Below are 25,392 nucleotides of genomic sequence, written 5' to 3'. Positions count from 1 at the left end.
TTTTTGTAGGTATCAAGGCGCGGCGGCAAGGCCGGCCGAAAACAATATAGCGTGAGAATGCGTGAGTTTCTTGACCGCGCAGCACGCGTTTTATACCCGCGAGAACAATTTTTGGTTAGATGGCACAACAACCAACAATCTCCTACAAAGTGCTAATATTTGTGAAAAATTACTACAACAAGCAGGATCAGCAGGAGACAGCCTTGCACAAACCCGATACGCGCACGGTTTCGAACCGGATCGCGCAGCAATGCGCGCGCGCCATGCAGGCCGATGGCCACGACCCCGCCGAATTCTTCCGCCGCACGGGCATCACGCCGGCGCAGCTGGACGAGCCGGGCGGGCGCATCAACGCCGAGCGGCACCGCCGCATGACGGCCTACGCCCAGCAGCTGCCGCAGCATCGCGGCCTGCTCGACCTCGACGTGACGCACTGGTTCTCGCATTACTCGGGCATCGCCCACGTCTGCTTCAACCGCCCCACCCTGCGCAGCGCGCTGCATGAACTGCTGCACCTGCGGGGATTGATCGGCGAATTCGACTTCATGCTGATGAGTGAAAACGGCACGCGCATCGAGATCGAGTACCTGTCCGAGTTCTGTCCGGCGGGCGGGGCCATGCAGGCACTGGCCAATTTCCGCATGCTGTCGCTGGTGGCGCGCGCCTACGACGATGGCGCGCCCACGGCCTTCCATGCCGGCTTCCAGGGCAAGGCGCCGTGGTTCGCGCCGGCCATTGCCGAGTGCTTCGGCGCCACGGCCGCCTTCGGCCAGGCGCGCAACACCTTGACGTTCGACGCTCCGGCGCTGGACCGGCCCTTCGCCCAGTTCAACGCCATGCTGGCGCCGCATGCGCTGCGCCACGCGCAGGGGCAATTGCAGCAGTTGCGGGGCGCGCAGCTGTTTTCGGCCCGCGTGGAGCAGGCCATCATCGATTTGCTGGGCAGGCAAGGCGCCGGAAACGCCGACGGCGCCGCGCTGCTGCCGGCCCTGTGCGACGGCCTGGCGATGAACCGCTGGACCTTGCAGCGCCAGCTGCAGCAGGAGCAGACCTCGTTCCGCGCGCTGGAGCTGCGCGCGAAAAGCCGCGAATCGCGCCGGCTGCTGCGCGAAACGAGCCTGAGCGTGGCGGAAATCGGCGACCGCCTGGGCTTTTCCTCACAAAGCGCATTCACCCGCTTCTTCAAGAACCAGTTCGAGTTGCCGCCGGCGCGCTACCGGCAGGATGCGGCTGGGGCTTAAAGAAAGAGACAAGTGGCAAGCAACAAGAAAACCTGCAAACCACGAAACGGCCCACGTCCAAAACCCGGGCTCCCCGGGCCAAGCGGGCCTGAAAAATGTCGAGGGCAAGGCGCAGCGACGCAGACAGTACGCACGTACGGCAAGGAAGCTGCAACGCCGCCATCGGCATTTTCTCCGGCCCGCGTCTCCGGCCCGCTGTTTCAAGCTCTACACCCTTAGGGCTGCGCCACCACCTTTACCTGCGGCCGTATCCGGAACCAGATCGCATACATGGCAGGCAGGAACACCAGGGTCAGCACCGTGCCGGCAAACGTGCCGCCGATCAGGGTATAGGCCAAGGTGCCCCAGAAGACCGAATGAGTCAGCGGGATGAAGGCCAGGATGGCCGCCAGCGCCGTGAGGATCACGGGACGCGCGCGCTGCACGGTCGCCTCGACCACGGCATCGGACGGCGTCAGGCCAGCCACCTCGTTCTGGTGGATCTGACCGATCAGGATCAGGGTGTTGCGCATCAGGATGCCCGACAGCGCGATCAAGCCGACCAGCGCATTGATGCCGAACGGCTGCTGGAACAGCAGCAAGGTGGGCACCACGCCGATCAGGCCCAGGGGACTGGTGAGGAGCACCATGACCATCGCCGAGATCGAACGCACCTGCAGGATAATCATCAGCAAAGTCAGTGCCAGCATGATGGGAAACAGCGGCAGCATGGCTTGCATTGCCTTGGCCGATTCCTCGATGGACCCGGCCTGCTCGATGCGGTAGCCGGCCGGCAGCTTCTCGATGACGGGACGCAGCTGGGCCGAAATAGCGCCCGAGACGTCGGGCGGCTGCATGCCGTCGGCGATGTCGCCGCGCACGGTAATCGTCGGCTGGCGGTCGCGCCGGCGCATCACGGGTTCTTCCGAGCGCACCTCGACGGCCCCCACCTGCGACAGGGCAATGCGTTCACCATTCGCGCCGGCCAGGGTCAGGTCGGCGATGCGCGCCGGGTCCAGCCGCACGTCGCCGGCCGCACGCGCCACCACCTGCACCGTGCGGATATCTTCGCGCACGGCGGTGACGGGCACGCCGCTGAGCAGGAACTGCAGTTGCTGCGCCACGGCGCCAGACGTCAGTCCCAGCGCCTGCAAGCGCTCCTGCTGCAGGCTGAAATGCAGGGTGGGCGTGCGCGTGCCCCAGTCGGTATTGACGGTACGCATCAACGGACTGGCCTGCATCACGCGCTGCACCTCGCCGGCGATGCCGCGCAATACCTCCGGATCGGGGCCGCTGATCCGGTAGGCGACGGGAAACGGCGAATACGGGCCGAACACCAGTTGCGTCACGCGTACCCTTGCCTCGGGCGCCAGTCCGGCGGCTACGGCCACCCGCAAGCGCTGCTTCAGCGCGTCGCGCGCCTGCTGGCTGTCGGTGCGCACGACGATCTTGGCAAACGAAGGATCGGGCAATTCCGGCCCCATCGCCAGGTAAAAACGCGGCGCCCCCTGGCCGACATAGGCCGTGACGATCTTCGCCTCAGGCTGGCGCGCCAGCCACGCTTCCACCTTGGCCGCCGCGCCGCTGGTCTGTCCGATCGCGCTGCCGTACGGCAGCTGCACTTCGATCAGCACTTCGGGACGGTCCGAGATCGGGAAAAACTGCTTCTTGACGATGGCCATGCCCAGCACGGCCAGCACGAACAGGCCAATCACGGTGCAGAATACCAGCCATTTGCGGGCGATCACGCGCCCCAGCAGCTGCCGGAAGCGGTGGTAGCGCGGCGTATCGTACAGCGCATCATGGCCGCCGGCGACGTGCTTGAGCTCGGGCAGCAGCTTCACGCCCAGGTAGGGCGTAAACACCACCGCCACCACCCATGAGGCGATCAGCGCGATGCCGACGATCCAGAACATATTGCTGGTATATTCGCCGGCGCTGGAGCGGGCGAAGCCGTTGGGCATGAAGCCGACGGCCGTGACCAGGGTGCCTGCCAGCATGGGCGCGGCCGTGTGGCTCCAGGCATAGGCGGAGGCGGCGATGCGGCTGTACCCCTCTTCCATTTTCACCACCATCATTTCGATAGCGATGATGGCGTCGTCCACCAGCAGGCCCAGGCCCAGGATCAGGGAACCGAGGGTGATGCGGTCGAAATTCTTGCCCGTCGCCGCCATCACCATGAACACCACCGCCAGGGTCAGCGGCACGGCGGCGGCCACCACGATGCCGACCCGCCAGCCCATGCTGATAAAGCACACCAGCATCACCACCAGCAGCGCGGCGAGGAACTTGAGCATGAATTCGTCGACCGCCGCGCTGATATTGACGGCCTGGTCGGTGACCTTGGCCAGGCTCATGCCCAGCGGCATGGCGGCGCCGATGGCCGTCACTTCCCCGTCCAGCGCCTTGCCCAGGTCCAGCCCGTTCCAGCCGTCGCGCATGACCACGCCCAGCAGCAGCGCCGGTTCACCGCCATTGCGCACCATGAAGCTGGCCGGATCTTCCTGGCCACGGCGCACGGTGGCGATATCGGCCAGGATCAGCGTGCGCCCCTGCGCCATCACGGGCGTATCGCGGATCTTTTGCAGCGCGTCAAGCGCGCCGTCGAGGCGAATGAACACCTGCGGCCCGCGCGTTGCCACCGAGCCGGCCGGGGTCAAGGCATTCTGGCCGTTCAGCGCGGCGAACACGTCCTGCGCCCGTACACCCAGGGTGGCCAGGCGATCCTGCGAAAACTCCACGTAGACGCGTTCGGCCTGCTCGCCGATGATATTGACCTTTTTTACACCGGGCACGTGCAGCAGCCGCTGGCGCAAGGTTTCCGCCTCGCGCACCAGCCGGCGCTGCGGCTCGCCTTTGGCCTTGAGCGCATACAGGGCAAAGGTGACGTCGGCATATTCGTCATTGATCATGGGGCCGATTACGCCGGCCGGCAAATTGGCAGCCTCGTCGCCGGCCTTCTTGCGCGCCTGGTAAAACTCGGCCTGCACCTGCTCGGGCGGCGTGCCGTCGAGCAGGGTCAGCGTCGTGAATGCCAGGCCGGGCGTGGTATAGGTTTCGGCGCGATCATACCAGCGCAGCTCCTGCAGGCGCTTCTCGATCTTGTCGGCCACCTGGTCCTGCATCTCGCGTGCGCTGGCGCCTGGCCAGGCGGTCACGATGGTCATCACCTTGACCGTGAAGGCCGGGTCTTCCGCGCGCCCCAGCTTGAAGAACGACAGCAGGCCGGCCAGCGAAATGAGGCAGATCAGGAACAGGGTGACGGAACGCTCGCGCACGGCCAGCGCAGACAGGTTGAAGCCCGCCGCGCTCATGGACGCGCTCCCGCACCGGCGGCCAGCGTCTGTTGTTCGACCCGGACCCGCTCGCCCTGGTGCAGCAGGTGGGCGCCCAGCGCGACGATGCGCTCGCCGGCCCTCAGGCCACTGACGTCGGCGCCGTCATCGTGCAGCCCCAGCACCTTGACGGGCCGCCAGGTCACTTGGGCCGGAGCACCGGCGATCACCCACACGCCCTGCCCCTTGCCAGCATCGTACAGGGCCGGCAGCGGCACCTGTACGGTGTCGCTGCCGGCTTGCGCGCCGGTCAGGCGCAAGGTGACGGTGGCGCCCAGCGGTGCGCTTGACAGTGCTGCATCGAGCACATAGCGCGCCTCGAAAGTACGCGTTTGCCGGTCCGCCGTCTGCGACAGCTGGCGCAATGTGGCCGGCACGCTGGTGCCCGGCTTACCGAACAAGGTGGCCTGGCCGGTGGAACCCAAGGCGGGACGCAGCGTTTCCGGCAGCTGGATCGCCGCCTCACGCCGGCCATCGTGGGCCAGGCGCACCACCACCTGCCCGGCCGCGACCACCTGACCCGGTTCGGTCAGGGTGTCCATCACGACACCGTCAGCGTCGGCCAGCAGTACCGCGTAATGCAGCGCATTGCGCGCCACCCCGGCCTGGGCTTCGGATGCCTTGAGCTGGGCGCCGGCGGCGTCAGCCGCCGCCCTCACCTGATCGTAGTTGGATGCCGAGATGGCGCCGGTGCCGCGCAAGTCGCGGTAGCGCGCCTCTTCGTCCGCCGCCTGGCGCGCGCGGGCGCGGTCGGCGATGACCGATTCCTGCCGCGCCTGTGCCAGCAGTTGCAGGTCGTCGGCATCGAGACGCATCAATGGCTGGCCACGGCGCACAGACTGGCCGGCGTCAACAAGCCGTTCGCGCACCTTGCCGGCCACGCGAAAACCGAGATCGCTTTGCACGCGCGGCGCGACCACCCCCGTAAAGCTGCGCGCGTCGGGCCCGGCGCCCTGCACGACGACGGCGCGCACCAGCGGCGTGGCGGTGCGCGGATCGGCCTGCGCCTTGTCGGCGCAGGCACTCAAGGCCAGAGGCAAGGTGGAGATGACAACAGATGAAGCGAGGCGGCGCCAGCGCATAAGAATCCCATGAACGAGTGATCAGGGTTCTCATTCTGATACCAGTGACCATTTAAGTCAATGGTCACAATCCGGGTAGCAGGTTATGGCGACAGGCTGCGCAACACCAGACTGGACAGTTGCACCACCGCCGTCTCGCTGCTGTCGACGCTGTGTTGCAGCAGCAAGGGATTGACGTAGGGGCGCATCACCAGGAAGATCGCGCTGGCAGTCTCGTCGAGCGGCGTCTTGCGTTCGAAGTCGCCCGTCTTGCGCCCCTGCTGCAAGATAGCCTGCAGCAAGCCCCCCATCGCCAGCTCGTAGGCTTGCACGGCCGGCCAGCGCTCGGTGGCCGCCGAAGCGGCGATGTCGTACAGCTTGCGGTCCTGGAAAAACAGCCGCAAGCTGGCCTGTACACTGGCCCTGAACATGCGCCGCAGCTGCTCTGGCGGCTGGCCGGCCTCGTCGACCGCCTTTCTCACCTCGGTTTCGATCTGATGCAGGCAGCTGGCGCAGATATGCTCGCCGATGGCCTGCTTGGACTCGAAGAACTTGTAGATATAGGCTTTGGAAAAGCCGATCGCCCTGGCCAGGTCGGAGACAGTCGTCTTTTCATAGCCATAGCGGCTGAAGTAGTCGGTGGCGGCGGCAACGATCTGGTCGCGCACATCGTGGCCGGCGGGGCCACGCGCAGGGCTTGGGGTATCGGGTGTGGTGGAATTCATGGCGACAGCTTAACGCGCCGCGGCGGAATGCACAATAAGTGACCGTTTTGTATTATAGTCACACATTATTCTTTTTAAAAACTGGAAGACCACCATGCCACTGCCACGCCTGCGCCTACCCCTCATGCTGATCGCCGCCGGCCTGGCCGCCACAGGCTGCACCGTCGGCACCGATTACCGCCGGCCCGAGCTGCCGCAAACGGCGCAGTATCTGCACCAGGCGGCACTCGGCGCACGCGAGGATGCCAATGCTGCCGGCTCTGCCGAATTGCAGCAGTGGTGGACGGCTTTCGGCGATCCGCGCCTGACCCATCTGGTAACCGTGGCGCTGGCGCAAAACCTCGACCTGGCGCAGGCGCAGGCCAAAGTCAGGCAGGCGCGCGCGGCCATCGGTGCGGCCGACGCCGCGCTGCTGCCGTCAGCCAGCCTTGGCGGCCAGGCGGCGCGCGCCTATCAGTCGGTGCAAACGCCGCTTGGCCAGGTCTTGAACGCCACGCCAGGCTATGATCGCGCCGGCAGCGCGCGCGAATTGAACGTGCAAGCGTCGTGGGAGCTCGATCTGTTCGGTGGTCTGCGCCGCGAACGCGAAGCGGCGCGCGCCGATTACGCAGCCAGCGAGGCGGGATGGGCTGCAACGCGGCTGGCCGTGGCGGCGCAAACGGCCGACCTGTACCTGTCGATCCAGGGCCTGCAGGCGCGGCTCGACCTGGCACGCCGTCAGGTCGACACCGACGCGGCGCTGCTGGAACTGACCACGCTGTTATATGACAAGGGATTGGCGAACGAGCCGGCGCTGCGGCAGGCCGAAGCATCGCTGGCGCAAGCGCGCGCCAGCGTCCCCGGTCTGGATACGGCGCGCGAGGTAGCGCTGCATGCGCTCGACGTGATGCTGGGCGCGGCGCCGGGCACCTACGGCGATGAAATGGCCGCCGCCGGCGTGATGGCGCGCGCGCCGCGCATCACGGCCGGCGGCTCGCCGGGAGAACTGCTGCGGCGCCGGCCCGACCTGATCGTCGCCGAACGGCGTCTGGCCGCCGCCAGCGCGCGCACCGGCGCGGCCGTCGCCGAGTACTACCCGAAACTGAGCCTGGGCGCGCTGTTTGGCAGCGCCACGGCCGGCGGCGCCCTGTTCGGCAGCGGCTCCGGCCAGGCCGCCGGCGTGCTGGGCATGCGCTGGCGCCTGTTCGATTTCGGCCGCATCGACGCGCAAATCGAGGCTTCCCATGGCCAGGAAGCCGAGCTGCTGGCGGCCTACCGGCTCGCTGCGCTGCATGCTGCCGAAGACGTGGAAGACGCCTGCTCGGCCCTGCTTCGCCACGGGGAACAGGCCACTTTACTGGCGCAAAGCGTGCAAGCGCTTGAGCGCGCGCACGCCGCCTCGCTGGCAGCCTACGAGAAAGGCGTCACCAGCCGCATTGATGTGCTACAGGCCGGCGCCCGGCTGCTGCGCGCAAGGGATGCCCATACGCAGGCACAAACGGCATCGGCGCGCGCTGCCGTCGCCACTTACCGGGCGCTGGGCGGCGGCTGGCACGCGCCGGAAGCCGGGACAGAGGCAGTGGCCGCCAGGTAAATGTGATGGCGGTCCGAGCCACAGCCGCCATGCCTTCATTGTTCCACCGCCGTTTGATGCAGGTGGTGGAACAGTATTGCCAATTGAGTAATTCCCTCCCATACTGCCAGGCCTCGCCTTACATTGCCTTCCACCATGCCCATCAGCCTGCGCCCCGTCACCGCCGACAATTTCGACCTCATCAGCGAACTGCCCCTGTTGCCCCAGCAACGCGACTATCTGGCCAGCAACGACTATTCGATTGCCCAAGCCAGCTTTTACCCTGCCACCCTGCATACGCGCGCCGTGTATGGCGATGAGGAAGTCATCGGTTTCCTGATGTTCGTCTCGCCCGACGCCGACGATCCGCCCGGCCACTATCAGATCTGGCGCTTCATGATCGATCACCGCCGCCAGGGGCAAGGTCATGGCCGCGCCGCCCTCGCCCTGGCGCTGGCGGAAATCCGCGCCCGTCCGGATGCGCGCAGCATCGAAATCTGCTACAAGCCCGGTAATGCCAACGCCAAACAATTCTATGCCAGCATGGGTTTCGTCGAAAAAGGCATGGATGCCGATGGCAATGACATGCTGGCCGTCATCGAACTGGCTTAATCGTCTGCCGGTAGCTGGTTCGCTGCCTTCGCATCGAACGCCTGCCGCGCCGCATCGATGGCGTCGCGGTGGCCATGCGCCCATACGCCCAGCGCGCTGATGGGGATCAACAGCGAGCGGCCCAGGTCCGTCAAGGCATAATCGACGCGCGGCGGCACGGTGGGAAACACGGTGCGTGTCACCAGCCCGTCGCGCTCGAGGCCGCGCAAGGTCAAGGTCAGCATGCGCTGCGAAATGCCGCCGATCAGGCGGCGCATTTCGTTGAAACGCTTGGTGCCATTGCCCAGCAACATCACCACCAGCACGCTCCATTTGTCGCCCACGCGGGTCAGGATATCGGTGATCGGGCGGCACGAGTCCGCCACGCCCGCGTGGCCGCCGTGGTCGCGCATGCGCCGCTCCAGCTCGACCGCGCGGGCGGCCACGTCATCCATGGTCACATCCGTGTGCCCCAGTGTGGAAAAAGTGCCTTCTTGTGCGTTCATTTGATAGTCACTATATTTAACTCGGTTACAAAAACATACCATCCGATCATACACCCACGAAGGCCCACATGAACATCCTGCACATCGATTCGAGCATCCTCGGCGAGCACTCCGTCAGCCGCCAGCTGTCCGCCGCCATCGCCGCCCGCCTGCAAGCGGCCGCGCCTGGCGCCACAGTCCAGTACCGCGACCTGGCCGCCCAGCCCTTGCCGCAATTCACGGCCGCCCCCGGCGCCGCCGACGCGCAAGCCCTGACTGCCGCGCTGGAGCAGGTGCTGGCCGCCGACGTCATCGTCATCGGCGCGCCCATGTACAACTTCGCCATTCCCAGCCAGCTTAAATCGTGGCTCGACGCGCTGGCCGTGCCCGGCAAAACCTTCCAGTACGGCGCCAAGGGGCCGGAAGGCTTGTTGGGCGCCAAGCGCGTGATCATCGCCTCGACGCGCGGCGGCTATTACGGCGCCGACACGCCGATGGCCGCCCTGGAACACCAGGAAAGCCATCTGCGCGCCTTCTTCGGCTTCCTCGGCGTCACGCACATCGAGATCGTGCGCGCCGAAGGCGTCAAGGTCAGCGACGCGGCCAGGGCGCAGGCGTTGACGGCGGCCTTCGAGCAGATCGGGGCGCTGCAAGCGGCGTAGGTTTACCTTGATTTTCTGGCTGCGGCGGAAACTGTTTCGGCGCAGCCAGACTGGGCATGGCGGACAAGAAAGGGCAAGATGCGCTAAGCTGCATCCGCCCCGCCACTTTACAAGGACCACCATGCCCCTGATCATCGTCGCCACTATCGATGCCCAAGCCCAACATATCGACGCCGTGCGCGCCGCGCTGGAAGCCGTCGTACCCCCCAGCCGCGCCGAAAGCGCCTGTCTGCGCTACGAACTGCATGTCGACAACAAGATTCCCACGCGCTTCATCATGCTGGAAGAATGGACGGACAAGGCAGCCCACACGGCGCATGAAGCAACGCCCCACTTCAAGACCTTGGTCGCCGCCGTCGGCGACAAGGTCGTCAGGATCGACATCGCGGAATTGAGCAAGCTGAAATAGCAACTAGCGCGTGGCCATCTTGGAAAGTTGCCATCTATAATATGACAACTTTTCTTTATGGCTATCATGACTCCATTTTCCTGCATACGCGGCGCCTCAGCGGCCGCCGCCTTGACTCTCTGCATCAGCGCCTCGGCGCAGGCTCCCCTTCCCCTGACCAAGCTGGTGGGCGAATACAATCTGGCCTCGTCGACAACGGTACCGCCCAGTAACTGGGGCTATTCCAAGGGACGCATCTCGGTCAAGCAACTCGATGACCATCACCTGCTGATCGTCCTGTCCTGCGAGTGGAAACGCGAGCCGAAGGCCGTCTGCGGAGATTTCTTCTATGCCCAGCAGCGCGATGATGGCCTGTACCTGCAGGACATGAACACCTTCGCCATGCGCGTGTATTTCGATCCAGCCACGCGCAAGCTCACCATCATTTCGCGCGGCGCCGATGCGAAACAGAGCGTGCGGCACGAAGTGTTCAGCGCGACGACCGCGCCGCTCACGGACCCCGCCCTCGTGCGGCGCATGAAGCGCGAGCTGTCGAATGCCGACAGCAAGGAAAACCGGCGCGTGTTCGGCCCCTACACCAAGTGGGACTATCAGCAAAACCGCATCGAATTCCAGCGCCAGGACTTGACGGCGCCATGATGCAACGGCTGAGCCAGCCCCTGAGGCGCCAGCTGCTGCGCCTCGCCGGCGCCCTGCTGTGTTCGCCCTTGCTTGCGCGCGCGGCAGACAACGACCTGCCGCGCGCCGTGCGCCAGCGCATCCTGGCCACCCTGGACTCTCCATTGCCCAAGGTGCTCAATGTGCACCATCTGGCGCTGATACGGCGTTTCAATATCGGCTGGTCGCCCGTGGAAAGCGGCGCGCCCATGCTCAATCCGGCCTACCCGCTGGGCAAGGGCGAGACGCTGGCACTGGCCATGCAGGCCATCGCCAGCAAGGATGCGGCGCTGGCCGCGCAGCGCCTGATGGAAGCGTCGCAACTGCTGCCCCACTTCGTGCAGATGGCCGACCTGAAGCCGGGCGGCTATGCCTACGGTCAGGCGCCGTTCACGTTGACCGCCAGGCATTTGATACTGCTGCGGCAACAGGCGTGGATGTCGCAGGAAATGCTGGGCATGGGCGCGGAAGATTACCTGGCCGAGGGCTACTGGCCCACCCCGTCCGTCGACGGCAAGCGTCCGTATGGCGACTTCACGAACTACCCGGTTGAAATGGCGCAAGCGCTGGGCTTGCCCGTGCGCCGGCAAGCGAACGGCAGCCTGTCCATCACGCCCGCGCTGCAAGCGGAACTGAAAACGCTGCACCGGCAAACCATGCCGGCACTGCAAGTGTTCGTGCGGGAAGCACTCTTGCAGCGCAATACCCTTTAAGCGCACCCCGGGCTGCCCGGCGTTACAGGGAATCGAGCCTGTCCAGCATCGTGGCCGCCTGCTGCCGGAATGCCGCGATTGTCGCCGCGTCCATCTTCTCCAGCTGGCGATACGCCATGCCGATGCGGGGATTGCGTTCCAGGCTGTCCGCGTTGCGGTGGAAGAAATCCCAGTACAGGGCATTGAAGGGACAGGCGCGCTCGCCGATGCGCGCCTTCTTGTCGTAATGGCAGCCCTTGCAATAATCGCCCATGCGGTCGATATACGCGGCGCTGGAGACATACGGCTTGGTGGCCAGCAGGCCGCCGTCGGCGAACTGGCTCATGCCGACGGTGTTGGGCAGTTCCACCCATTCGAAGGCATCGATATACACGCCCAGGTACCAGCCATGCACCCTCGCCGGATCGAGGCCGGCCAGCAGCGCGAAATTGCCGATTACCATCAGGCGCTGGATGTGATGCGCGTGCGCCTGTTCCAGCGACTGGGTAATCGCCTGCGACAGGCAATGCATCTTCGTCTTGCCGTCCCAGAACCATGCTGGCAGCGGACGCGCATGGCCGAAGAAATTCTTCTCGGCATACCCTGGCATATGCGCCCAGTAGACGCCGCGCACATATTCGCGCCAGCCCAGGATCTGGCGGATGAAGCCCTCGACCGCAGCCAGGGGAGCATGGCCGGCGTGGTAGGCGGCCTGCGCCCTGTCGACGACTTCGCGCGGGTTCAGCATCTTGACGTTCAGCGCGAACGACAGCAGGGAATGGAACAAGCGCCAGGCCTTGCTGCTCATCGCATCCTGAAAATCGCCGAAATGCGGCAAGGCCCGCTCGATGAAGGCATCGAGCTGCTGCAGCGCCTCATCCCGGTTCAGCGCCCACGCCAGCCGGTCGGCACGCGGCGCGCCGAAGCTTTTCACGCCGGCGGCGACGATGCTTTCCCATAGACGCGAATGGTCATGCACGGTACGCGGGTCTTGCGGCTCGGCGGGCGTGCCGCGCCAGGGCTTGCGGTTATCGTGATCGAAGTTCCACTGGCCGCCGACGGGCTTTTTCGCGTCTTCCATCAGCACCTGATGCGCGCTGCGCATCTGGCGGTAGAAAAACTCCATCAGCCATTGCTTGCGCCCGGCGAAAATATCGGCTGCCTCGTGGCGGGCCGTATAGAAATGGTCGCTGTCGACCATCCGCCACGGAATGGCCGAGCGTCGTCCGGCTTGGTAGAGCTGCTGGTCGAGGCGCCACTCGTCGGGCGCCTGGTACTCGACCGCGCCAGCGCCATGATGGAGGATCAACGCTTCGATATTCTCCGGTATCGAGCGCGTGCTTGCCACGTCGTCGATGGCGATGTAATGCACGGCGTGGCCCAGCTGGCGCAGCTGGCGCGCCAGCTCGCGCATGGCGGCGAAGACCGCCAGGATTTTCTGCGCATGGTGCAGCACATAATCGGTTTCCTGCCTTACCTCCATCAAGACGTAGAGGGTGGCGTCGTCGACGTCGGTAAACCAGCGGTGCTGCGCATTGAGCTGGTCACCGAGGATCAGGCGCAAGGTGGGCTTGGGTGACATCATTGTCCCGTATCAGATAACATCGTGGCGGCTAGCCTTGCGGCATTGGCTGCGGCGCCGGGACAGGCGCGGGAGCCGGCTCCGGCACCGCCTTGCCATGCGATTCCTGTCCGCCCTCTTCCACCGGTACGGCCAGCGGCGCCGGCGGCGCGCCTTCCTGCAGCAGATCGCCCGGCTCTTCCACCGGCTCGTCCTGCGGCTCCTCGACAGGCTCCACATGGCGCAGCGGCGGCGGTGGCTTGCCGCCGGGGAAGATGGCGTCGCGCGACAGCTTGCCCGTATCGAGCGCCGTCTTGAAGAAGTCGCCCACCACGAGCACGGCGTTGTGGCCGCCCTGGCCCCAGTAATTGCTGCGCATGGTCACGCGCGCGTCATTGAAACCGACCCAGGCGCCGCCCACCAGTTGCGGGTGCATCAGGATAAACCAGCCGTCCGCATTGTTTTGCGTGGTGCCGCTCTTGCCGGCCACGTCGGAGCGGATGCCGAAGCGGCTGCGGATGGCCGTGCCCGTGCCGCGGTCGATGACGCCGCGCATCATGTCCGTCAGGGTGGCGGCCGATTCGGCCTGCATGGCGCGCTTGGGCTTGTCTTCGCCGAAACGGGCGATGACCTTGCCTTCGCGGTCCGTGATGTGCGTGACGACGAAGGGCAAACGCGCCTCGCCCTGGGCCGCGATGCTGGCGTAGGCGTTGACCATTTCCAGCAAGGTGACGGGGCTGGTGCCCAGCGCCAGCGACGGCACTTTTTCCAGCTTGCTGTCGCGGATGCCCAGCGCGCGCGCCAGCTTGATGATCGGCGGCAAGCCGACGTCCTGCATCACTTGCGCCGTGATCGTGTTTTTCGAATAGACGAGACCGTCGCGCATGGTCATGTCGCGTCCCGTCGTGCCGCTCATGTCCGTCGGGCGCCATTTGGTGCCGTCGGCCGCCTTGATATCCATCACGGCGTCGCGGTAGACGTGGTCGGGGCTGAGACCCTTTTCCAGCGCCGCGCCATACACGATGGGTTTAAAAGTGGAACCTGGCTGGCGCGCCGCCTGCGAGACGTGGTCGAATTGTTCGCGCGCAAAGTCGCGGCTGCCCACCCAGGCGCGCACGGCGCCCGTGGCCGGGTCCATGGCCGCGAAGCCCGCTTCCAGCCGTGTCTTCGACTTGCGCAGGGCGGCCATGAAGTCGCGGTCGCCCTTCAGCTGCGCCAGCGCCGCCTCGGGCGTGCCGCCGGCGGCCGTCAGCTTGCGGTAGTCGCCCGACTCGCGCACGAAGGCGTCGAGCAGGGCCGGATGCGACTTCCAGAAGTAATCGAAGGCCACGCTGCCGCCCTGCATGCCCGCGTACATGCCCGTCGAGGTGGACGACGGCACGCCGGCGCGGCTCCATTCCACGTCGGCGATCGCCTGCAAGGCATTCGCCTGACGCTCGACGGCGCGCTCGGCCGCCTGCTGCAAATCGTGGTCGAGCGTCGTGTGCACCACCAGCGCGTCGAGTTCGAGGTTGTAATCGTTCTCGTCGGCCCAGTCGATCAGCCACTTGCGCACATAGGCCGTGAAATGGCTGTCCGACTGCGCCCGCTCGCTCTGCCGCTCGAAATGCAGGCGCAGCGGGCGTTTCAGCAGTTGCCGGTAGCGCGCCTCGTCGATGACGTCGTGCTTGCGCATCTGGCCCAGCACCACGTTGCGCCGCTGCAGGGAGCGTTCGGGATTGCCGACGGGATTGTAGTAATTCGTGCCCTTGAGCATGCCGACCAGGGTGGCGCTTTCCAGGATGTCGAGGCGCGACGCTGGCTTGTCAAAATACGTGCGGGCCGCCATTTCGATGCCGTAGGTGTTGTACAGGAAGGGCACGGTGTTCAGGTAGGCTTCCAGGATTTCCGTCTTGCTGTAGGTGGCCTCGATTTTCAGGGCCGTGATCAGTTCCTTGAGCTTGCGGTTCAGGTTGCGCGAGCGGCCTATCTCCTCGGGGAACATATTGCGCGCCAGCTGCTGCGTGATGGTGGAACCGCCCTGCGGATTGCCCCCTGCCGTATGCAGGATGGCGCCGGCCGTGCGCGTGAAGTCGATGCCATGGTGTTCGTAGAAACGGTGGTCTTCCGTCGAGATCAGCGCGCTGATCACGTTCGGCGAAATCTGCTTCAACGTGACCCGTTCCTGCAAGCCCTGGTCGAAGCGGGCCAGTTCCTTGCCGTCGGCGCTGACCATGGTGCTCGGTGCGGCAGCGCGCGCCTGGCGCAGGTCGTGAATGCTCGGCGTCAAAGGAATCAGCAGCAGCATGTAGACCGTCATCAGCGCCAGCACGGCCAGGAACGACCATAAGGCCAGCACCAGCGCGCGCCGCACGGGCGGCAAGGTCATCAAGTGCGCGTGGCCGCGCCGGTACAGCGCCACGCCCCTTGCCCACGCCGCAGCCGCCACGCGAACGAGCTGCGCGCGCGCCTGTATGAATGCCTGTCTTGCTTTTTCCTGAAACTGCTCCATGCCTGATGCCATGCTTGTAACCTTGTCTGATGCCGGGAAATCCGTTTCAGCAAGTATATAGGGCGGGCAACAAAGCGGGCTGGAATTTACGCCAGGCAAGCATCGATACGCACCAGCGTAACGCCCACATAGGCGCCCACGCAGCGCCCGTCATGCGTCGTAAACGGGTTTTCCAGTTGCAGCAGGCCGCAATCGCAGACGACGGGATCGACCTGGGTGACGACGCCCAGCGCCAGATAGCGCCAGCCATCGAGGCGCACCAGGCGCTTTTCCCGGCCGGGATTGGCGGTGAACATCGCGTCCCAGTCGTCCAGCTCGCTGGCCATGGGCCACAGTTCGAGCTGGACTTGCGTGCCGGCGGCCAGTTGCCCGCCGCCGAACTCGTCCATCACGTGCAGACGCTGACCGCCCACCTCGATGACGGCTTCCAGGTACTCGCCATCGGAGGCGAGGAAGGTGGCGGCAACGATGCGGGCCGTCACTTCTGCGCCTGCTCCAGCAGGGCCGGCAATTCCTTCAGCATGGCTGCACGCGTGCGGATGCCAGCCGATTGCTCTCCCTTTTGCTCATCCTGCACCAGGCGCGCAAAGACGATGCTGCGCCCGCCCTTGCTGGCCCAGCCCACGAACCAGCCGTAGCCATGCGCCTCGTCGAAGCTGCCGTCAGGCTTGCGCGGGAAAGCCGCGCCCGTCTTGCCATGCACTTGCCAGCCGCCCACGTCCGCCAGGCGCGTCAGACGGCGCGTCTGCTCCATCGCCTGTTTGCTGACGGGTAATTGATCGTTGACCAGCTTGCGCAAAAAGCCCAGCTGTTCCAGCGGAGAGATTTTCAGCGAAGAGCTGATCCACGAGCGCTCCAGGCTGTTGTCCTTGCCCGGGTCGCCCGACACGTCCGCATTGCCAAAGCGCAAAGCCTTGGCATATTTCTGGAAGCGCTCGACGCCCAGCGCCTGCGTGATCTGCTGCGAATACCAGACGACGGAATACTGCATCCAGCGCGCCGGGTCCGTATCCTGGCGCCACGCGTCGCCGCCCCAGTCCACATAGCCCTGGCGGAATGGCAGGCTGGGCTTGTGCTCGTCCTTGAGGAAGCCGGCGTCATAGCCCATCAGGCTGAGGGCGATCTTGAACGTGGACGCAGGCGTCACGCGGTCGATGCAATTGCCCTCCTGCAGCAGGACGGCGCCCGTTTTGGCGTCCGCCATGGCGGTGCAGATGGTGACGGAATGGGCTTGCGAGGCGGCCAGGACGGCGCCTGTCAGGCCGAAGATAAACTGGAACAATGCGCGATATTTCATGGGCCTCCGGGGCTGAGGGAGAATGACAAAGCGAAATTGTACCGGGCGGCGCGGCGCGATGCCAGCGCTGATGCAGTGCATGCGCATTAGCGCCCCGCCGGCGCGCCTGGCTGGCGTTCCCGCTTCAAGTGCTCCTCTTCCAGCTCGTCCATTCCCAGCTTTTCCTCGTCGATCAGCGCATGCTCGCGCCGCTCGCGCTCCAGTTCCTCTTCCAGGCTGTCTTCGCCAGGCTCCTGCGTGATGTTCTCCGGCATGCGGTCTTCCTCCACGGTGGTTGAGTGAAAAGCTCAGGCAAGCTGACCCGCCTGCGCCACGGCGTCGTGCGGATGCAGGCTTTCCATATGCCGTACGGTAACACGCGCCTGCGCATAATGCGGCGCCAGCGCCGCCTGCACACGGCGGGCCGCGTCTTCCACATACATCAGATTAGCACCATTGAGGCGCGCGAACGCCTGTTCGTCGGCCCGTTTCACGGCCGTCTGCAAGGGCGTCGCCAGCGCCGCTTCCACCCGGTCGATCAGGGGAAACAAGTCCAGCTCCGCCTGCTCCGTCAAAGACACGGCGACCGTCGCCGTGCTGCGCTGGCTGTGCGGCGTGGCCAGGCTCGCGTGTTCCCGCAGCCAGTCGCGCGCGGCCGCGCCGTCAATGCCGCCATTGCCGAACTGCGCCGCAAATGCGTCGGCCAGCAATTGCCGCGCCAGCGCCGCCGAACACGGACAGGTCGACGAATAGCCGATCTCCACCGTCAGGGACAGGGCAAAACCCTGCGGCGAAACACTGGCCTGCAGGCGCACGGGATACGATTTCCAGCCAGACAATCCCTCCGTCAGCAGCGCCGGCTGGCGCCGCAGCACGGGGAACGCCAGCGTAATGCGCGCCTGCGTGCTGCCGCAATCGGCGTGACTGCCCACCATGCGGCGCAGCACGGCGGCCAGCGCGCCCGCATCGAGCGGCGGCGCGGCCCCAAACGCGTCGAGCAGCAGATACAGGCGCGACATGTGGATGCCCTTGATGCCCGGATCGGGCAAGTCGACCTGCACGTCGGCCCAGGCATGCACTTGCTGCGCCTGCCCGCCCTCTTCCAGCCACAGCGGCAAGGCGATACCCTGCATGCCCACCCACTCGAGCGGCAAGGGGTGGCCCAGATGGGGGCCGGCCGCCACGTCGGGCAGGGGCGAGGAAAGGGGGGAATCGCGCTTCATGGTCATGGCTCCATATGCAAACAAGTTGCATATCATGGAGAAGAACCGCCGCATTTGCAAGTGTCTTGCATTAAATGTTGGCTATGATTTTTCTTGACGCGCTAACACATGTCAGATAATGTTGACACATGACAGACATACATACACCACCGACTGGCGACCGCTTGCTGGCCATGCTGGCGGCGCTCGACAATCCGCACCGGCTGCGCATCATCGCGGCGCTGGCCAGCGGCGGGCGCAACTACATCAGCCAGCTGGCGCGCGACCTGGGCATCAGCCGGCCCCTGCTGCATTTGCACCTGCAAAAGCTGGAACACGCCGGACTGGTCACCAGCCAGCTGGAACTGTCGCATGACGGCAAGGCCCTTAATTACTTCGAAGCCAGCCCATTTGAATTGCTGCTGACGCCGGCCAGCATCGCGGCGGCGGCGTCCTCGCTCACCCCCAACCCCGACTAATCCTGAACTGTAGAGGTCATCATGTCTGAGAATATATTTTTCGCCGCCTTCTTCTTCCCCTGCACGGCCGCCGTCATCATCTTCGCCCTCAAATATACGTCCGGCATCGTGCAGGCGCGCGCCCGGCTGGCGCAGGACGGCGCCTACCAGGAGCTGGCCAGGTCCATGGCCGCCGCGCAGATGGAAACGGCAACGTCGCTGGCGGCATTGAGCGCCTCCGTGGCGCAGATCCAGGCGCGCCTGGGCAGCCTGGAAACGATACTCAAAGAAGTCGAGTAAACCCTTTCATAGCCACCCACGACCAGGAGACCGCACCATGAATACCGTATCGACCGCCCGTCTGTATGCGCTGCGCGCCATGTATCTGCTGGTTGTCGTGGGCCTCGGCAGCGTGCTGTGGCCCGGCATCGTCACGCCGCACGCGCCGTGGGAACTGGCGCGCGGCACGGTGAACTGCATGCTGGCCGCGTTTTCGCTGCTATGTTTGCTGGGCTTGCGCTATCCGCTGCAGATGCTGCCCGTGCTGCTGTGGGAAGCGCTGTGGAAGACCATCTGGCTGCTGCTCGTGCCGCTGCCGCAATGGCTCAATGGCAGCATCGATCCCGCCACCACGGCCACCGCGTTTGAATGTTCGCTCGTCGTGCTGGTCTACCTGGCCATCCCGTGGCGCCACGTCCATGCGCAGTATGTTCTGAAGCCGGCCACGCCCTGGCGCCAGCTCAGGCAGCCTTGCGAAACGTCAAATTGATGCGCTGCGCGCCCAGCAGCGCGTGTTCGCCCTCCTTCAGCGGCGCCACGCCGTGAAAGCGCAGGCGGTCGGCGCCGCCCCACACCACCACGTCGCCGTGCAGCAGCGCGATGCGGGCCGCCTTGTCGGCCCGCTCGGCGCCGCCGAACAGGAAGATGGCGGGCAAGCCCAGCGAGACGGAGACGATGGGCGCGCTGAAATCGCATTCGTCGCGGTCCTGGTGCAGGGCCATGCGCGCGCCGGGCGCATAGCGGTTGACCAGGCAGGCGTCGGGCGTGAAGCCCGGATAGCCGGCCGCCAGCGCCGCCTCCTGCGCCAGGCGCAGGAACACGGGCGGCATGGGTGGCCAGGGCAAGCCGCTGGCGGGATCGAGCCGCGCATAGCGATAGCCGCGCCCATCCGTGACCCAGCCCAGGGGGCCGCAATTGCTCATGGCGACCGACATGCGCAAACCGCCCGGCGTGGCCATGTGGCGCAGCGGCGCGGCCAGCATGATGGCGTCCAGCGCCGGCAACAGCTCGGGCAAATATGGCAGCGCAAAACGGCGCAGCAGGACCGACGCGGACGAGCCGGGCACCAGTGGCGCCGGTCCGGCCGGGACGTCGTCCTCATCGGCAAACAGGGTCAGGTTCATGTCGCCTATTTTAGCCGCAATACACAAAAAGCCCCCATGGTGCGCTACAGTAGCGCTTCCAGCCACCACCACCCGCCTCCACGATGGATCATTACGCCGATTTGCTGCACACCCTCGCGCAACAGGAAGAATCCCTGCAATTCGAACGCTTCGACAACGATGCGGCGCTGGCCGTGGGCCTGTGGATCGTCGAGGAAGTGCGCAAGCGGGGCAAAGCCGTCACCGTCAACATCACGCGCAACGGCCAGGTCCTGTTCCATCACGCCATGACGGGCGCCACGGCCGACCAGGCGGACTGGATACGCCGCAAGAACGCCACGGTGCAGCGCTTTTGCCGCAGCTCCTACTACATGGGCATCTCGTATAAAAGCCGCGGCAGCACCTTCGAAGACGTGAAATACCTCGATGACGTCGAATACGCGGGCCATGGCGGCGCCTTCCCGCTGCTGATACGCGGCGTGGGACTGGTCGGCACGGTCACCGTGTCCGGCCTGGCGCAGGCGGACGACCACGCGCTGGTGGTGGCCGCCTTGCAGGCGCAATTGGACACGCAGCTAAGTAAATAGTCAGGCGGCCAGCGCCTGGCGCAAGGCGGCGCGCGCCAGCAAGCGCGTGGAATCGAGCGTTGGCAGCGGCGAATTGGCGTCGCTGATGATCAGCGGGATTTCCGTGCAGCCGAGAATGACGGCGTCGCAGCCCTGCTCGCGCAGGCCGGCGATGATGGCCTGGAAGCGCGCCACGCTGTCCGGCTTGACCACGCCCGGCACCAGTTCTTCCATGATGATGCGGTTGATTTCGCCGCGCTCGTCCTCGCCTGGGCGCACGCAATCGATGCCGCGCGCGGCCAGCCTGTCCGGGTACACGGCGCTGTCGACCAGCCAGCGCGTGCCCGTCAGGCCGACGCGTTGGTAAGCGCGAGCGGCCGCTTCGGCGGCCACGACGTCGGCGATATGCAGCCAGGGCAGCGGCGAACGGGGCGCCATCAGCTCGAATGCCTGGTGGATGGTGTTGTCGGGGCAGATCAGGAAATCGGCGCCGGCGGCGGCCAGCTTGCGCGCCGACGCCAGCATCAGTTCGGCCACACCGGCCAGGTCGCCCGCGTCTAGGCACGCCACATAGCGCGCCAGCGGCGGCGTGTGCAGCGTCACTTCCGGATGTTCATACGCCCCCAGCGCATGCGCGCCCTCTTCGCAAATCGTGCGGTAGCACAGGGCCGCGCCTTCGGCCGAACAGCCGACGATACCGATATGTTTGCTCATGATCCTCCTCCTGGATTAAATGCGCTGGCCGCCGTCGATGGGAATTTCCGCGCCCGTGATGTATGAGGCGCGCTCGCTGCATAAAAATTCCACCAGATCCGCCACTTCGGCCGTCGTGCCCAGCCGGCGCAGGGGGATTTGCGTGTCGACGATGTGCGAGGTGCCGGGCGACAGGATGGCCGTGTCGATCTCGCCCGGCGCGATGGCGTTCACTCGCACGTTCAGCGGCGCCATGTCATTGGCCATCTCGCGCGTCAGCGACGCCAGCGCCGCCTTCGAACTGGCGTAGGCGGAGCCGGCGAACGGATGCACGCGGTAGCCGGCGATCGAACACAGGTTCACGACGGCGCCGTGCGCATTCGACAATTCCTGCGCAAAGCCGCGCGTCAGGGCCAGCGGCGCGAAGAAATTCGTGTTGTACATTTCCTGCCACGTCTGCATGTCGGTCGTCAGCGAATTGACGCGCGAGCCGCCCGGTCCCTTCGGCGACACGCCCGCATTGTTGACCAGCGCGTGCAATTTCGCGTCGCCTAGCATGGGGCGCAGCGTGTCGACCATCTGCCCGATCTGGCTCAGGTCCGACAAATCCATGCACACATGCGTGTTGTGCTCCTGGCTGCGCGGGCAGCCGCCTGGTATCGGGCTGCGCGAGACGGTGATGACCCGCCAGCCCAGGCTGCGGAAGCGCTCGGCCACGGCGTGGCCGATGCCGCGGCTGGCGCCCGTGACAATGGCCGTTTTCTGTTCGATTTTCTGTTCAGTCTTGTGCGTGTTCTGCGTCATGTGCGTCCTTGTCTTGTTGGGTTGCGCCGGCATGGATGCGCTCCTGGCGCATCACATAGGCCAGCATCTGCGTGCCGCCGTCGAGAATGTCCTGTTCGATGGCGCGCCGCGCGGCCACACTGTCGCGCTGGCGCAGCGCGGCTAGGATGGCGTGGTGGTGGCCGACGCGCATGTCGGGCGAAAAGCTGGCGTAGCCGGCGGCGATCAGGGGCGCCGTCTGCATCCACAGGTGGTCGACGAAACGTTTTAATGTCGGCATGCCGGCCGCCTGCGCCAGGCCCAGGTGAAACGCCTGGTTGCATTGCAGGGCCGCCGCCAGGTCGTGCCGCGCGATGGCCTCTTCGTTCGCCTGCAGCAGGCGTTCCAGGTCGGCCAGGGTGGCGGCGTCGATGCGCTGCGCCGCCTCCGCCGCGCCCAGGCCTTCCAGTTCCAGACGCAGCGCGCGGATTTCCAGATAGCGCGCCACGCTCAGCACGGGCACGCGGAAGTCGCGCGGCGAGCGCAGCACCAGCGCTTCTTCCTGCACCAGCTGCAGCATGGCGTCGCGCACGGGCGTGACGCTGGTACCGAGCTGCAGCGCCAGCTCGCGGATGCGCAGCCGGTCGTTTGGCTGGTAGCGCCCGGCCGCCAGCGCCTCGCGCAGCATCGCGTACACAGACTTGCCCAGATTGACGTGCGCCAGGCTGTCCAGGGGATGGTTCATGGATGTTCTTCAACGGTGTCAAATTATGATGCATCATACATCAAGGTGAAAAACAGTGTTTTTCCAGGCGCGCGCCGCAGACAGGAAGCGCCGTCAGCACGTACAATCAGCCGCCACCGTCTCGAAAGGATTGCTCTTGAACTGGGATTATCCGCACGCCCACACCCTGCCCGTCACGCCCGAACCGGGCGACATCGACGGTTTGCAGCACACCAACAACGCCGTCTACGTGCGCTGGTGCGAGCACATCGCCTGGCACCACTCGGCCAACCTGGGGCTGGACCTCGACGATTACCGGCGCCTGGACCGGGCCATGGCGATACGCCGCGGCGAATACGACTACCTGCTGCCGACGCGGGCCGGTGAAGCGCTGACCCTGGCCACCTGGCTGTGCGCCAGCGATGGGCGCTCCAGCATGGAACGGCGCTTCCAGCTGGTCCGCGACAGCGACGGCGCCACCGTCGTGCGCGGACGCTGGGACTTGATCTGCATCGAATTGAGCAGCGGCCGCGCGCGCCGCCTGCCGCCCGAGTTCCTGGCCGTGTACGAATCTGCCATCGTCGCGGCCGGCGCCTGAAAGCGTCGCCGGGGCCGCCGTGTTGCGCGCCGTTCGGCGAAGATGCGGGGCTTTTCTTGCGCCTCCGCAGTGCAACATGCATTTCGCTCCTGCTTTGCCCGTGCATGCTTTAGAATCAGCGACCTCAGCCCCGTAAAAACAGGATAAAACATATGACGGCAGTCGGGAATACCGAACCACAAGAGCTCAAACGCGGCCTGAAAAGCCGCCACATCCAGCTCATCGCCCTGGGCGGCGCCATCGGCACCGGCCTGTTTCTGGGCATCGCGCAAACCATCAAGATGGCCGGCCCTTCCGTGCTGCTCGGCTATGGCATTGCCGGCGTCATCGCCTTTTTGATCATGCGCCAGCTGGGCGAGATGGTGGTCGACGAACCCGTCGCCGGCTCCTTCAGCTATTTCGCCGACAAATACTGCGGCCACCTGCCCGGCTTCCTGTCGGGCTGGAATTACTGGGTGCTGTATGTGCTCGTCAGCATGGTCGAACTGACGGCCGTCGGCATCTACGTGCAGTACTGGTGGCCGGGCGTGCCGACCTGGGTCTCGGCGCTGGTGTTCTTTTGCGTCATCAACGCCATCAGCCTGCTGAACGTGAAGGCATTTGGCGAGATGGAATTCTGGTTCTCCATCATCAAGGTGGTCGCCATCATCGGCATGATCGTCTTCGGCGCGTATCTGCTCGCTTCCGGCGATGCCGGACCGCAGGCGTCGGTGGCCAACCTGTGGCAGCACGGCGGCTTTTTCCCGAATGGCTGGCAGGGGCTGGTGATGGCCATGGCCGTCATCATGTTTTCGTTCGGCGGCCTGGAACTGGTGGGCATCACGGCGGCCGAAGCGGACGATCCGAGCACGACGATTCCCCGCGCCACCAACCAGGCCATCTACCGCATCCTGATCTTTTACATCGGCGCGCTGGGCATTCTGCTGTCCCTGTACCCATGGCAAAACGTCGTCACCGGCGGCAGCCCTTTTGTCCTGATCTTCCATGCGCTCGACAGCAACCTGGTGGCCACGGCACTGAACGTGGTAGTACTGACGGCGGCACTCTCCGTCTACAACAGCGGCGTGTACTGCAACACGCGCATGCTGTTCGGCCTGGCCAAGCAGGGCAACGCCCCGCGCGCGCTGCTGCAGCTGAACCGCCGCGGCGTGCCGCTGGCGGCCCTGGGCGTCTCCGCCCTGGCGACGGGCGCCTGCGTGGTGGTCAATTACCTTATGCCGGGCAAAGCATTCCAGGTATTGATGGGACTGGTGGTCTCGGCGCTGATCATCAACTGGGCCATGATCAGCTGGATCCATTTGCGCTTCCGCGCGCAAAAGAAGGCCGAGGGCAAGACCACGCTGTTCCAGAGCCTGGGCTACCCGCTCACCAACTACCTGTGCCTGGTCTTCCTGGCCGGCATCCTCGTGATCATGTACCTGACGCCGGGCCTGCGCATCTCCGTCTACCTGATTCCCGTGTGGCTGTGTGCGCTGGGCATCGGCTACTGGATCAAGCAAAGCAAGGCCAGGGCATAGGCAGTTTTACACCGCATCCAGCCAAGCAACAAGTGTCCAGTCCTAAAATAGGTTGACAGTATTTATTGCTGCACAAACGCCCGATGCACCGCATCGGGCGTTTTGTACTTCAGGGCTGTATGTGGTCGTTCCTGGTTGTATATCCGCACCGATTGCGCCACCATTTTGCTCGCCTGTTTCAGGTCCGCCGGCCGATTCAACAGGAACTCGCCTTTCAGAATGCCGTTGATGCGTTCAGCCAGCGCATTCTGATAGCAGTCATAACCGTCTGTCATGGAGCAAGTCAGTCCATGACGACGATGAATTTCCTGATAGTAAGTCGAGCAGTACTGGATGCCCCTGTCTGAATGATGGATCAGCGGCGTCTTGCGCTGTCGTGCTCGCAGGGCCATCTTCAAGGCCTCGCTGACCTCTTCGGTTTGCAGGCTTGCGTGCACGTGATAGCCCACGATCTTGCGCGAATACGCATCCGTTACCAAACTCAGATAGACGAATTTTCCGGCAGTCGGGAGATACGTGATATCGGCTACCCACACCTGCTCCGGCCGCGTGGCGCGCACTTGTCCCGGCCCCTCCTTGAGCAAGTTGGGATGGCGTCGGAAGCGGTGATGGCTATTCGTGGTCTTATGATAGGCCCGCTGTGGTTGCACCAGCAACCGCTCCTGGCGCAAGATGTCAAAGAGTCCATCGCGTCCCAATTTGATTTTTGCACCGGAAAAGGCTGCGCCGAGCATGCTGTGCAGCTTGCGCGTGCCGATGCGTGGCTGGCGCAG

The 25,392-nt window shown here is 65.2% G+C and carries 28 protein-coding genes; 13 read left to right on the top strand and 15 right to left on the bottom strand.

The window, feature by feature from the left end; genetic code table 11:
* Window positions 1–203: 203 nt before the first annotated feature.
* Entirely contained in the window at window positions 204–1,241 is a 1,038-nt protein-coding gene (locus tag ACQ4W4_RS08405) for a helix-turn-helix transcriptional regulator (protein ID WP_436541576.1), read from the top strand.
* Window positions 1,242–1,456: 215 nt separating this feature from the next.
* On the opposite strand, the gene ACQ4W4_RS08400 is transcribed toward ACQ4W4_RS08405, so the two are convergent.
* From ACQ4W4_RS08400 to ACQ4W4_RS08390, 3 genes are all read right to left on the bottom strand, one after another.
* Window positions 1,457–4,534: an efflux RND transporter permease subunit gene (locus ACQ4W4_RS08400; RefSeq protein ID WP_436541575.1), complete on the bottom strand. Its 3,078-nt coding sequence runs from the start codon at window positions 4,532–4,534 to the stop codon at window positions 1,457–1,459.
* Window positions 4,531–5,637, bottom strand: coding sequence for an efflux RND transporter periplasmic adaptor subunit (locus ACQ4W4_RS08395; protein ID WP_436541574.1), 1,107 nt, complete (start codon window positions 5,635–5,637; stop codon window positions 4,531–4,533). Before ACQ4W4_RS08395 ends, ACQ4W4_RS08400 begins: the two co-directional genes overlap by 4 nt.
* Window positions 5,638–5,720: 83 nt before the next feature.
* On the bottom strand, window positions 5,721–6,341 hold the full coding sequence (locus ACQ4W4_RS08390) for a TetR/AcrR family transcriptional regulator (RefSeq protein WP_436541573.1): 621 nt from the start codon (window positions 6,339–6,341) through the stop codon (window positions 5,721–5,723).
* A gap of 94 nt (window positions 6,342–6,435) precedes the next feature.
* Between ACQ4W4_RS08390 and ACQ4W4_RS08385 the strand changes: the two genes are divergently transcribed.
* The gene (locus ACQ4W4_RS08385; RefSeq protein ID WP_436541572.1) at window positions 6,436–7,914 is read left to right on the top strand and encodes an efflux transporter outer membrane subunit; all 1,479 of its coding nucleotides are present in this window, start codon (window positions 6,436–6,438) and stop codon (window positions 7,912–7,914) included.
* Window positions 7,915–8,049: 135 nt separating this feature from the next.
* Window positions 8,050–8,505, top strand: coding sequence for a GNAT family N-acetyltransferase (locus ACQ4W4_RS08380; RefSeq protein ID WP_436541571.1), 456 nt, complete (start codon window positions 8,050–8,052; stop codon window positions 8,503–8,505).
* On the opposite strand, the gene ACQ4W4_RS08375 is transcribed toward ACQ4W4_RS08380, so the two are convergent.
* On the bottom strand, window positions 8,502–8,897 hold the full coding sequence (locus ACQ4W4_RS08375) for a winged helix-turn-helix transcriptional regulator (RefSeq protein ID WP_436542010.1): 396 nt from the start codon (window positions 8,895–8,897) through the stop codon (window positions 8,502–8,504). The genes ACQ4W4_RS08380 and ACQ4W4_RS08375 overlap by 4 nt on opposite strands.
* Before the next feature lie 161 nt (window positions 8,898–9,058).
* Between ACQ4W4_RS08375 and ACQ4W4_RS08370 the strand changes: the two genes are divergently transcribed.
* The 4 genes from ACQ4W4_RS08370 to ACQ4W4_RS08355 all read left to right on the top strand — a co-directional run bounded on the left by ACQ4W4_RS08370 (window position 9,059) and on the right by ACQ4W4_RS08355 (window position 11,410).
* On the top strand, window positions 9,059–9,631 hold the full coding sequence (locus tag ACQ4W4_RS08370) for an FMN-dependent NADH-azoreductase (RefSeq protein WP_436541570.1): 573 nt from the start codon (window positions 9,059–9,061) through the stop codon (window positions 9,629–9,631).
* 121 nt (window positions 9,632–9,752) lie between these two features.
* Window positions 9,753–10,040 (top strand): putative quinol monooxygenase, encoded by a 288-nt coding sequence (locus ACQ4W4_RS08365; RefSeq protein ID WP_436541569.1) that lies wholly within the window; start codon window positions 9,753–9,755, stop codon window positions 10,038–10,040.
* Window positions 10,041–10,106: 66 nt separating this feature from the next.
* Window positions 10,107–10,679 (top strand): hypothetical protein, encoded by a 573-nt coding sequence (locus ACQ4W4_RS08360; RefSeq protein ID WP_436541568.1) that lies wholly within the window; start codon window positions 10,107–10,109, stop codon window positions 10,677–10,679.
* On the top strand, window positions 10,676–11,410 hold the full coding sequence (locus ACQ4W4_RS08355) for a hypothetical protein (RefSeq protein ID WP_436541567.1): 735 nt from the start codon (window positions 10,676–10,678) through the stop codon (window positions 11,408–11,410). The genes ACQ4W4_RS08360 and ACQ4W4_RS08355 overlap by 4 nt, the downstream gene beginning before the upstream one ends.
* 22 nt (window positions 11,411–11,432) lie before the next feature.
* Here the strand turns inward: ACQ4W4_RS08355 and ACQ4W4_RS08350 are convergent, their stop codons facing one another.
* From ACQ4W4_RS08350 to folE2, 6 genes are all read right to left on the bottom strand, one after another.
* A complete protein-coding gene (locus ACQ4W4_RS08350) occupies window positions 11,433–12,974 on the bottom strand; it encodes a cryptochrome/photolyase family protein (protein WP_436541566.1) in 1,542 nt (513 codons plus the stop codon).
* Window positions 12,975–13,002: 28 nt separating this feature from the next.
* A complete protein-coding gene (locus ACQ4W4_RS08345; RefSeq protein ID WP_436541565.1) occupies window positions 13,003–15,453 on the bottom strand; it encodes a penicillin-binding protein 1A in 2,451 nt (816 codons plus the stop codon).
* 74 nt (window positions 15,454–15,527) lie between these two features.
* On the bottom strand, window positions 15,528–15,923 hold the full coding sequence (locus tag ACQ4W4_RS08340) for a hypothetical protein (RefSeq protein ID WP_436541564.1): 396 nt from the start codon (window positions 15,921–15,923) through the stop codon (window positions 15,528–15,530).
* Window positions 15,920–16,738, bottom strand: a complete 819-nt coding sequence (gene blaOXA, locus ACQ4W4_RS08335; RefSeq protein ID WP_436541563.1) for a class D beta-lactamase — start codon at window positions 16,736–16,738, stop codon at window positions 15,920–15,922. The genes ACQ4W4_RS08340 and blaOXA overlap by 4 nt, the downstream gene beginning before the upstream one ends.
* An 86-nt stretch (window positions 16,739–16,824) precedes the next feature.
* Window positions 16,825–16,992: a hypothetical protein gene (locus tag ACQ4W4_RS08330; protein WP_175445233.1), complete on the bottom strand. Its 168-nt coding sequence runs from the start codon at window positions 16,990–16,992 to the stop codon at window positions 16,825–16,827.
* Window positions 16,993–17,025: 33 nt separating this feature from the next.
* Window positions 17,026–17,946, bottom strand: a complete 921-nt coding sequence (gene folE2 / locus ACQ4W4_RS08325; RefSeq protein ID WP_436541562.1) for a GTP cyclohydrolase FolE2 — start codon at window positions 17,944–17,946, stop codon at window positions 17,026–17,028.
* Between the two features lie 122 nt (window positions 17,947–18,068).
* Between folE2 and ACQ4W4_RS08320 the strand changes: the two genes are divergently transcribed.
* The 3 genes from ACQ4W4_RS08320 to ACQ4W4_RS08310 are packed head-to-tail and all read left to right on the top strand — an operon-like array spanning window position 18,069 to window position 19,146.
* Window positions 18,069–18,398 (top strand): ArsR/SmtB family transcription factor, encoded by a 330-nt coding sequence (locus tag ACQ4W4_RS08320; RefSeq protein ID WP_436541561.1) that lies wholly within the window; start codon window positions 18,069–18,071, stop codon window positions 18,396–18,398.
* Between the two features lie 21 nt (window positions 18,399–18,419).
* The gene (locus ACQ4W4_RS08315; RefSeq protein ID WP_436541560.1) at window positions 18,420–18,677 is read left to right on the top strand and encodes a hypothetical protein; all 258 of its coding nucleotides are present in this window, start codon (window positions 18,420–18,422) and stop codon (window positions 18,675–18,677) included.
* Window positions 18,678–18,714: 37 nt separating this feature from the next.
* On the top strand, window positions 18,715–19,146 hold the full coding sequence (locus ACQ4W4_RS08310; protein ID WP_436541559.1) for a hypothetical protein: 432 nt from the start codon (window positions 18,715–18,717) through the stop codon (window positions 19,144–19,146).
* Here ACQ4W4_RS08310 and alkB read toward each other — a convergent pair.
* On the bottom strand, window positions 19,118–19,780 hold the full coding sequence (alkB, locus tag ACQ4W4_RS08305) for a DNA oxidative demethylase AlkB (RefSeq protein WP_436541558.1): 663 nt from the start codon (window positions 19,778–19,780) through the stop codon (window positions 19,118–19,120). The two genes, ACQ4W4_RS08310 and alkB, sit on opposite strands and share 29 nt — an antisense overlap.
* Window positions 19,781–19,863: 83 nt before the next feature.
* Between alkB and ACQ4W4_RS08300 the strand changes: the two genes are divergently transcribed.
* Window positions 19,864–20,346, top strand: a complete 483-nt coding sequence (locus ACQ4W4_RS08300; RefSeq protein WP_436541557.1) for a heme-degrading domain-containing protein — start codon at window positions 19,864–19,866, stop codon at window positions 20,344–20,346.
* Here the strand turns inward: ACQ4W4_RS08300 and ACQ4W4_RS08295 are convergent, their stop codons facing one another.
* The 3 genes from ACQ4W4_RS08295 to ACQ4W4_RS08285 are packed head-to-tail and all read right to left on the bottom strand — an operon-like array spanning window position 20,347 to window position 22,525.
* Window positions 20,347–21,039: an aspartate/glutamate racemase family protein gene (locus ACQ4W4_RS08295; RefSeq protein WP_436541556.1), complete on the bottom strand. Its 693-nt coding sequence runs from the start codon at window positions 21,037–21,039 to the stop codon at window positions 20,347–20,349.
* Window positions 21,040–21,054: 15 nt separating this feature from the next.
* Window positions 21,055–21,822, bottom strand: coding sequence for an SDR family NAD(P)-dependent oxidoreductase (locus ACQ4W4_RS08290; protein ID WP_083293625.1), 768 nt, complete (start codon window positions 21,820–21,822; stop codon window positions 21,055–21,057).
* Complete coding sequence (locus tag ACQ4W4_RS08285; RefSeq protein ID WP_436541555.1) at window positions 21,797–22,525, bottom strand: GntR family transcriptional regulator; 729 nt, start codon at window positions 22,523–22,525, stop codon at window positions 21,797–21,799. The genes ACQ4W4_RS08290 and ACQ4W4_RS08285 overlap by 26 nt, the downstream gene beginning before the upstream one ends.
* Window positions 22,526–22,661: 136 nt before the next feature.
* Here ACQ4W4_RS08285 and ACQ4W4_RS08280 point away from each other — a divergent pair, with 136 nt between their 5' ends.
* Together ACQ4W4_RS08280 and ACQ4W4_RS08275 are read left to right on the top strand one after the other, a co-directional pair.
* Window positions 22,662–23,102: an acyl-CoA thioesterase gene (locus ACQ4W4_RS08280; protein WP_436541554.1), complete on the top strand. Its 441-nt coding sequence runs from the start codon at window positions 22,662–22,664 to the stop codon at window positions 23,100–23,102.
* A gap of 152 nt (window positions 23,103–23,254) precedes the next feature.
* Window positions 23,255–24,619 carry an amino acid permease gene (locus ACQ4W4_RS08275; RefSeq protein WP_436541553.1) on the top strand — a complete coding sequence of 455 codons (1,365 nt, stop codon included), beginning with the start codon at window positions 23,255–23,257 and terminating at the stop codon, window positions 24,617–24,619.
* 62 nt (window positions 24,620–24,681) lie between these two features.
* On the opposite strand, the gene ACQ4W4_RS08270 is transcribed toward ACQ4W4_RS08275, so the two are convergent.
* A partial coding sequence (locus ACQ4W4_RS08270) for an IS3 family transposase (protein WP_436541552.1) occupies window positions 24,682–25,392 on the bottom strand: 711 nt, incomplete at its 5' end.

The sequence above is a fragment of the Janthinobacterium glycogeni genome (assembly GCF_051380725.1).
Lineage (GTDB): Bacteria > Pseudomonadota > Gammaproteobacteria > Burkholderiales > Burkholderiaceae_D > Janthinobacterium.
The sequence above is the reverse complement of the archived record's forward strand: the minus strand, read 5'-3'. Positions and strand labels throughout refer to the sequence as shown.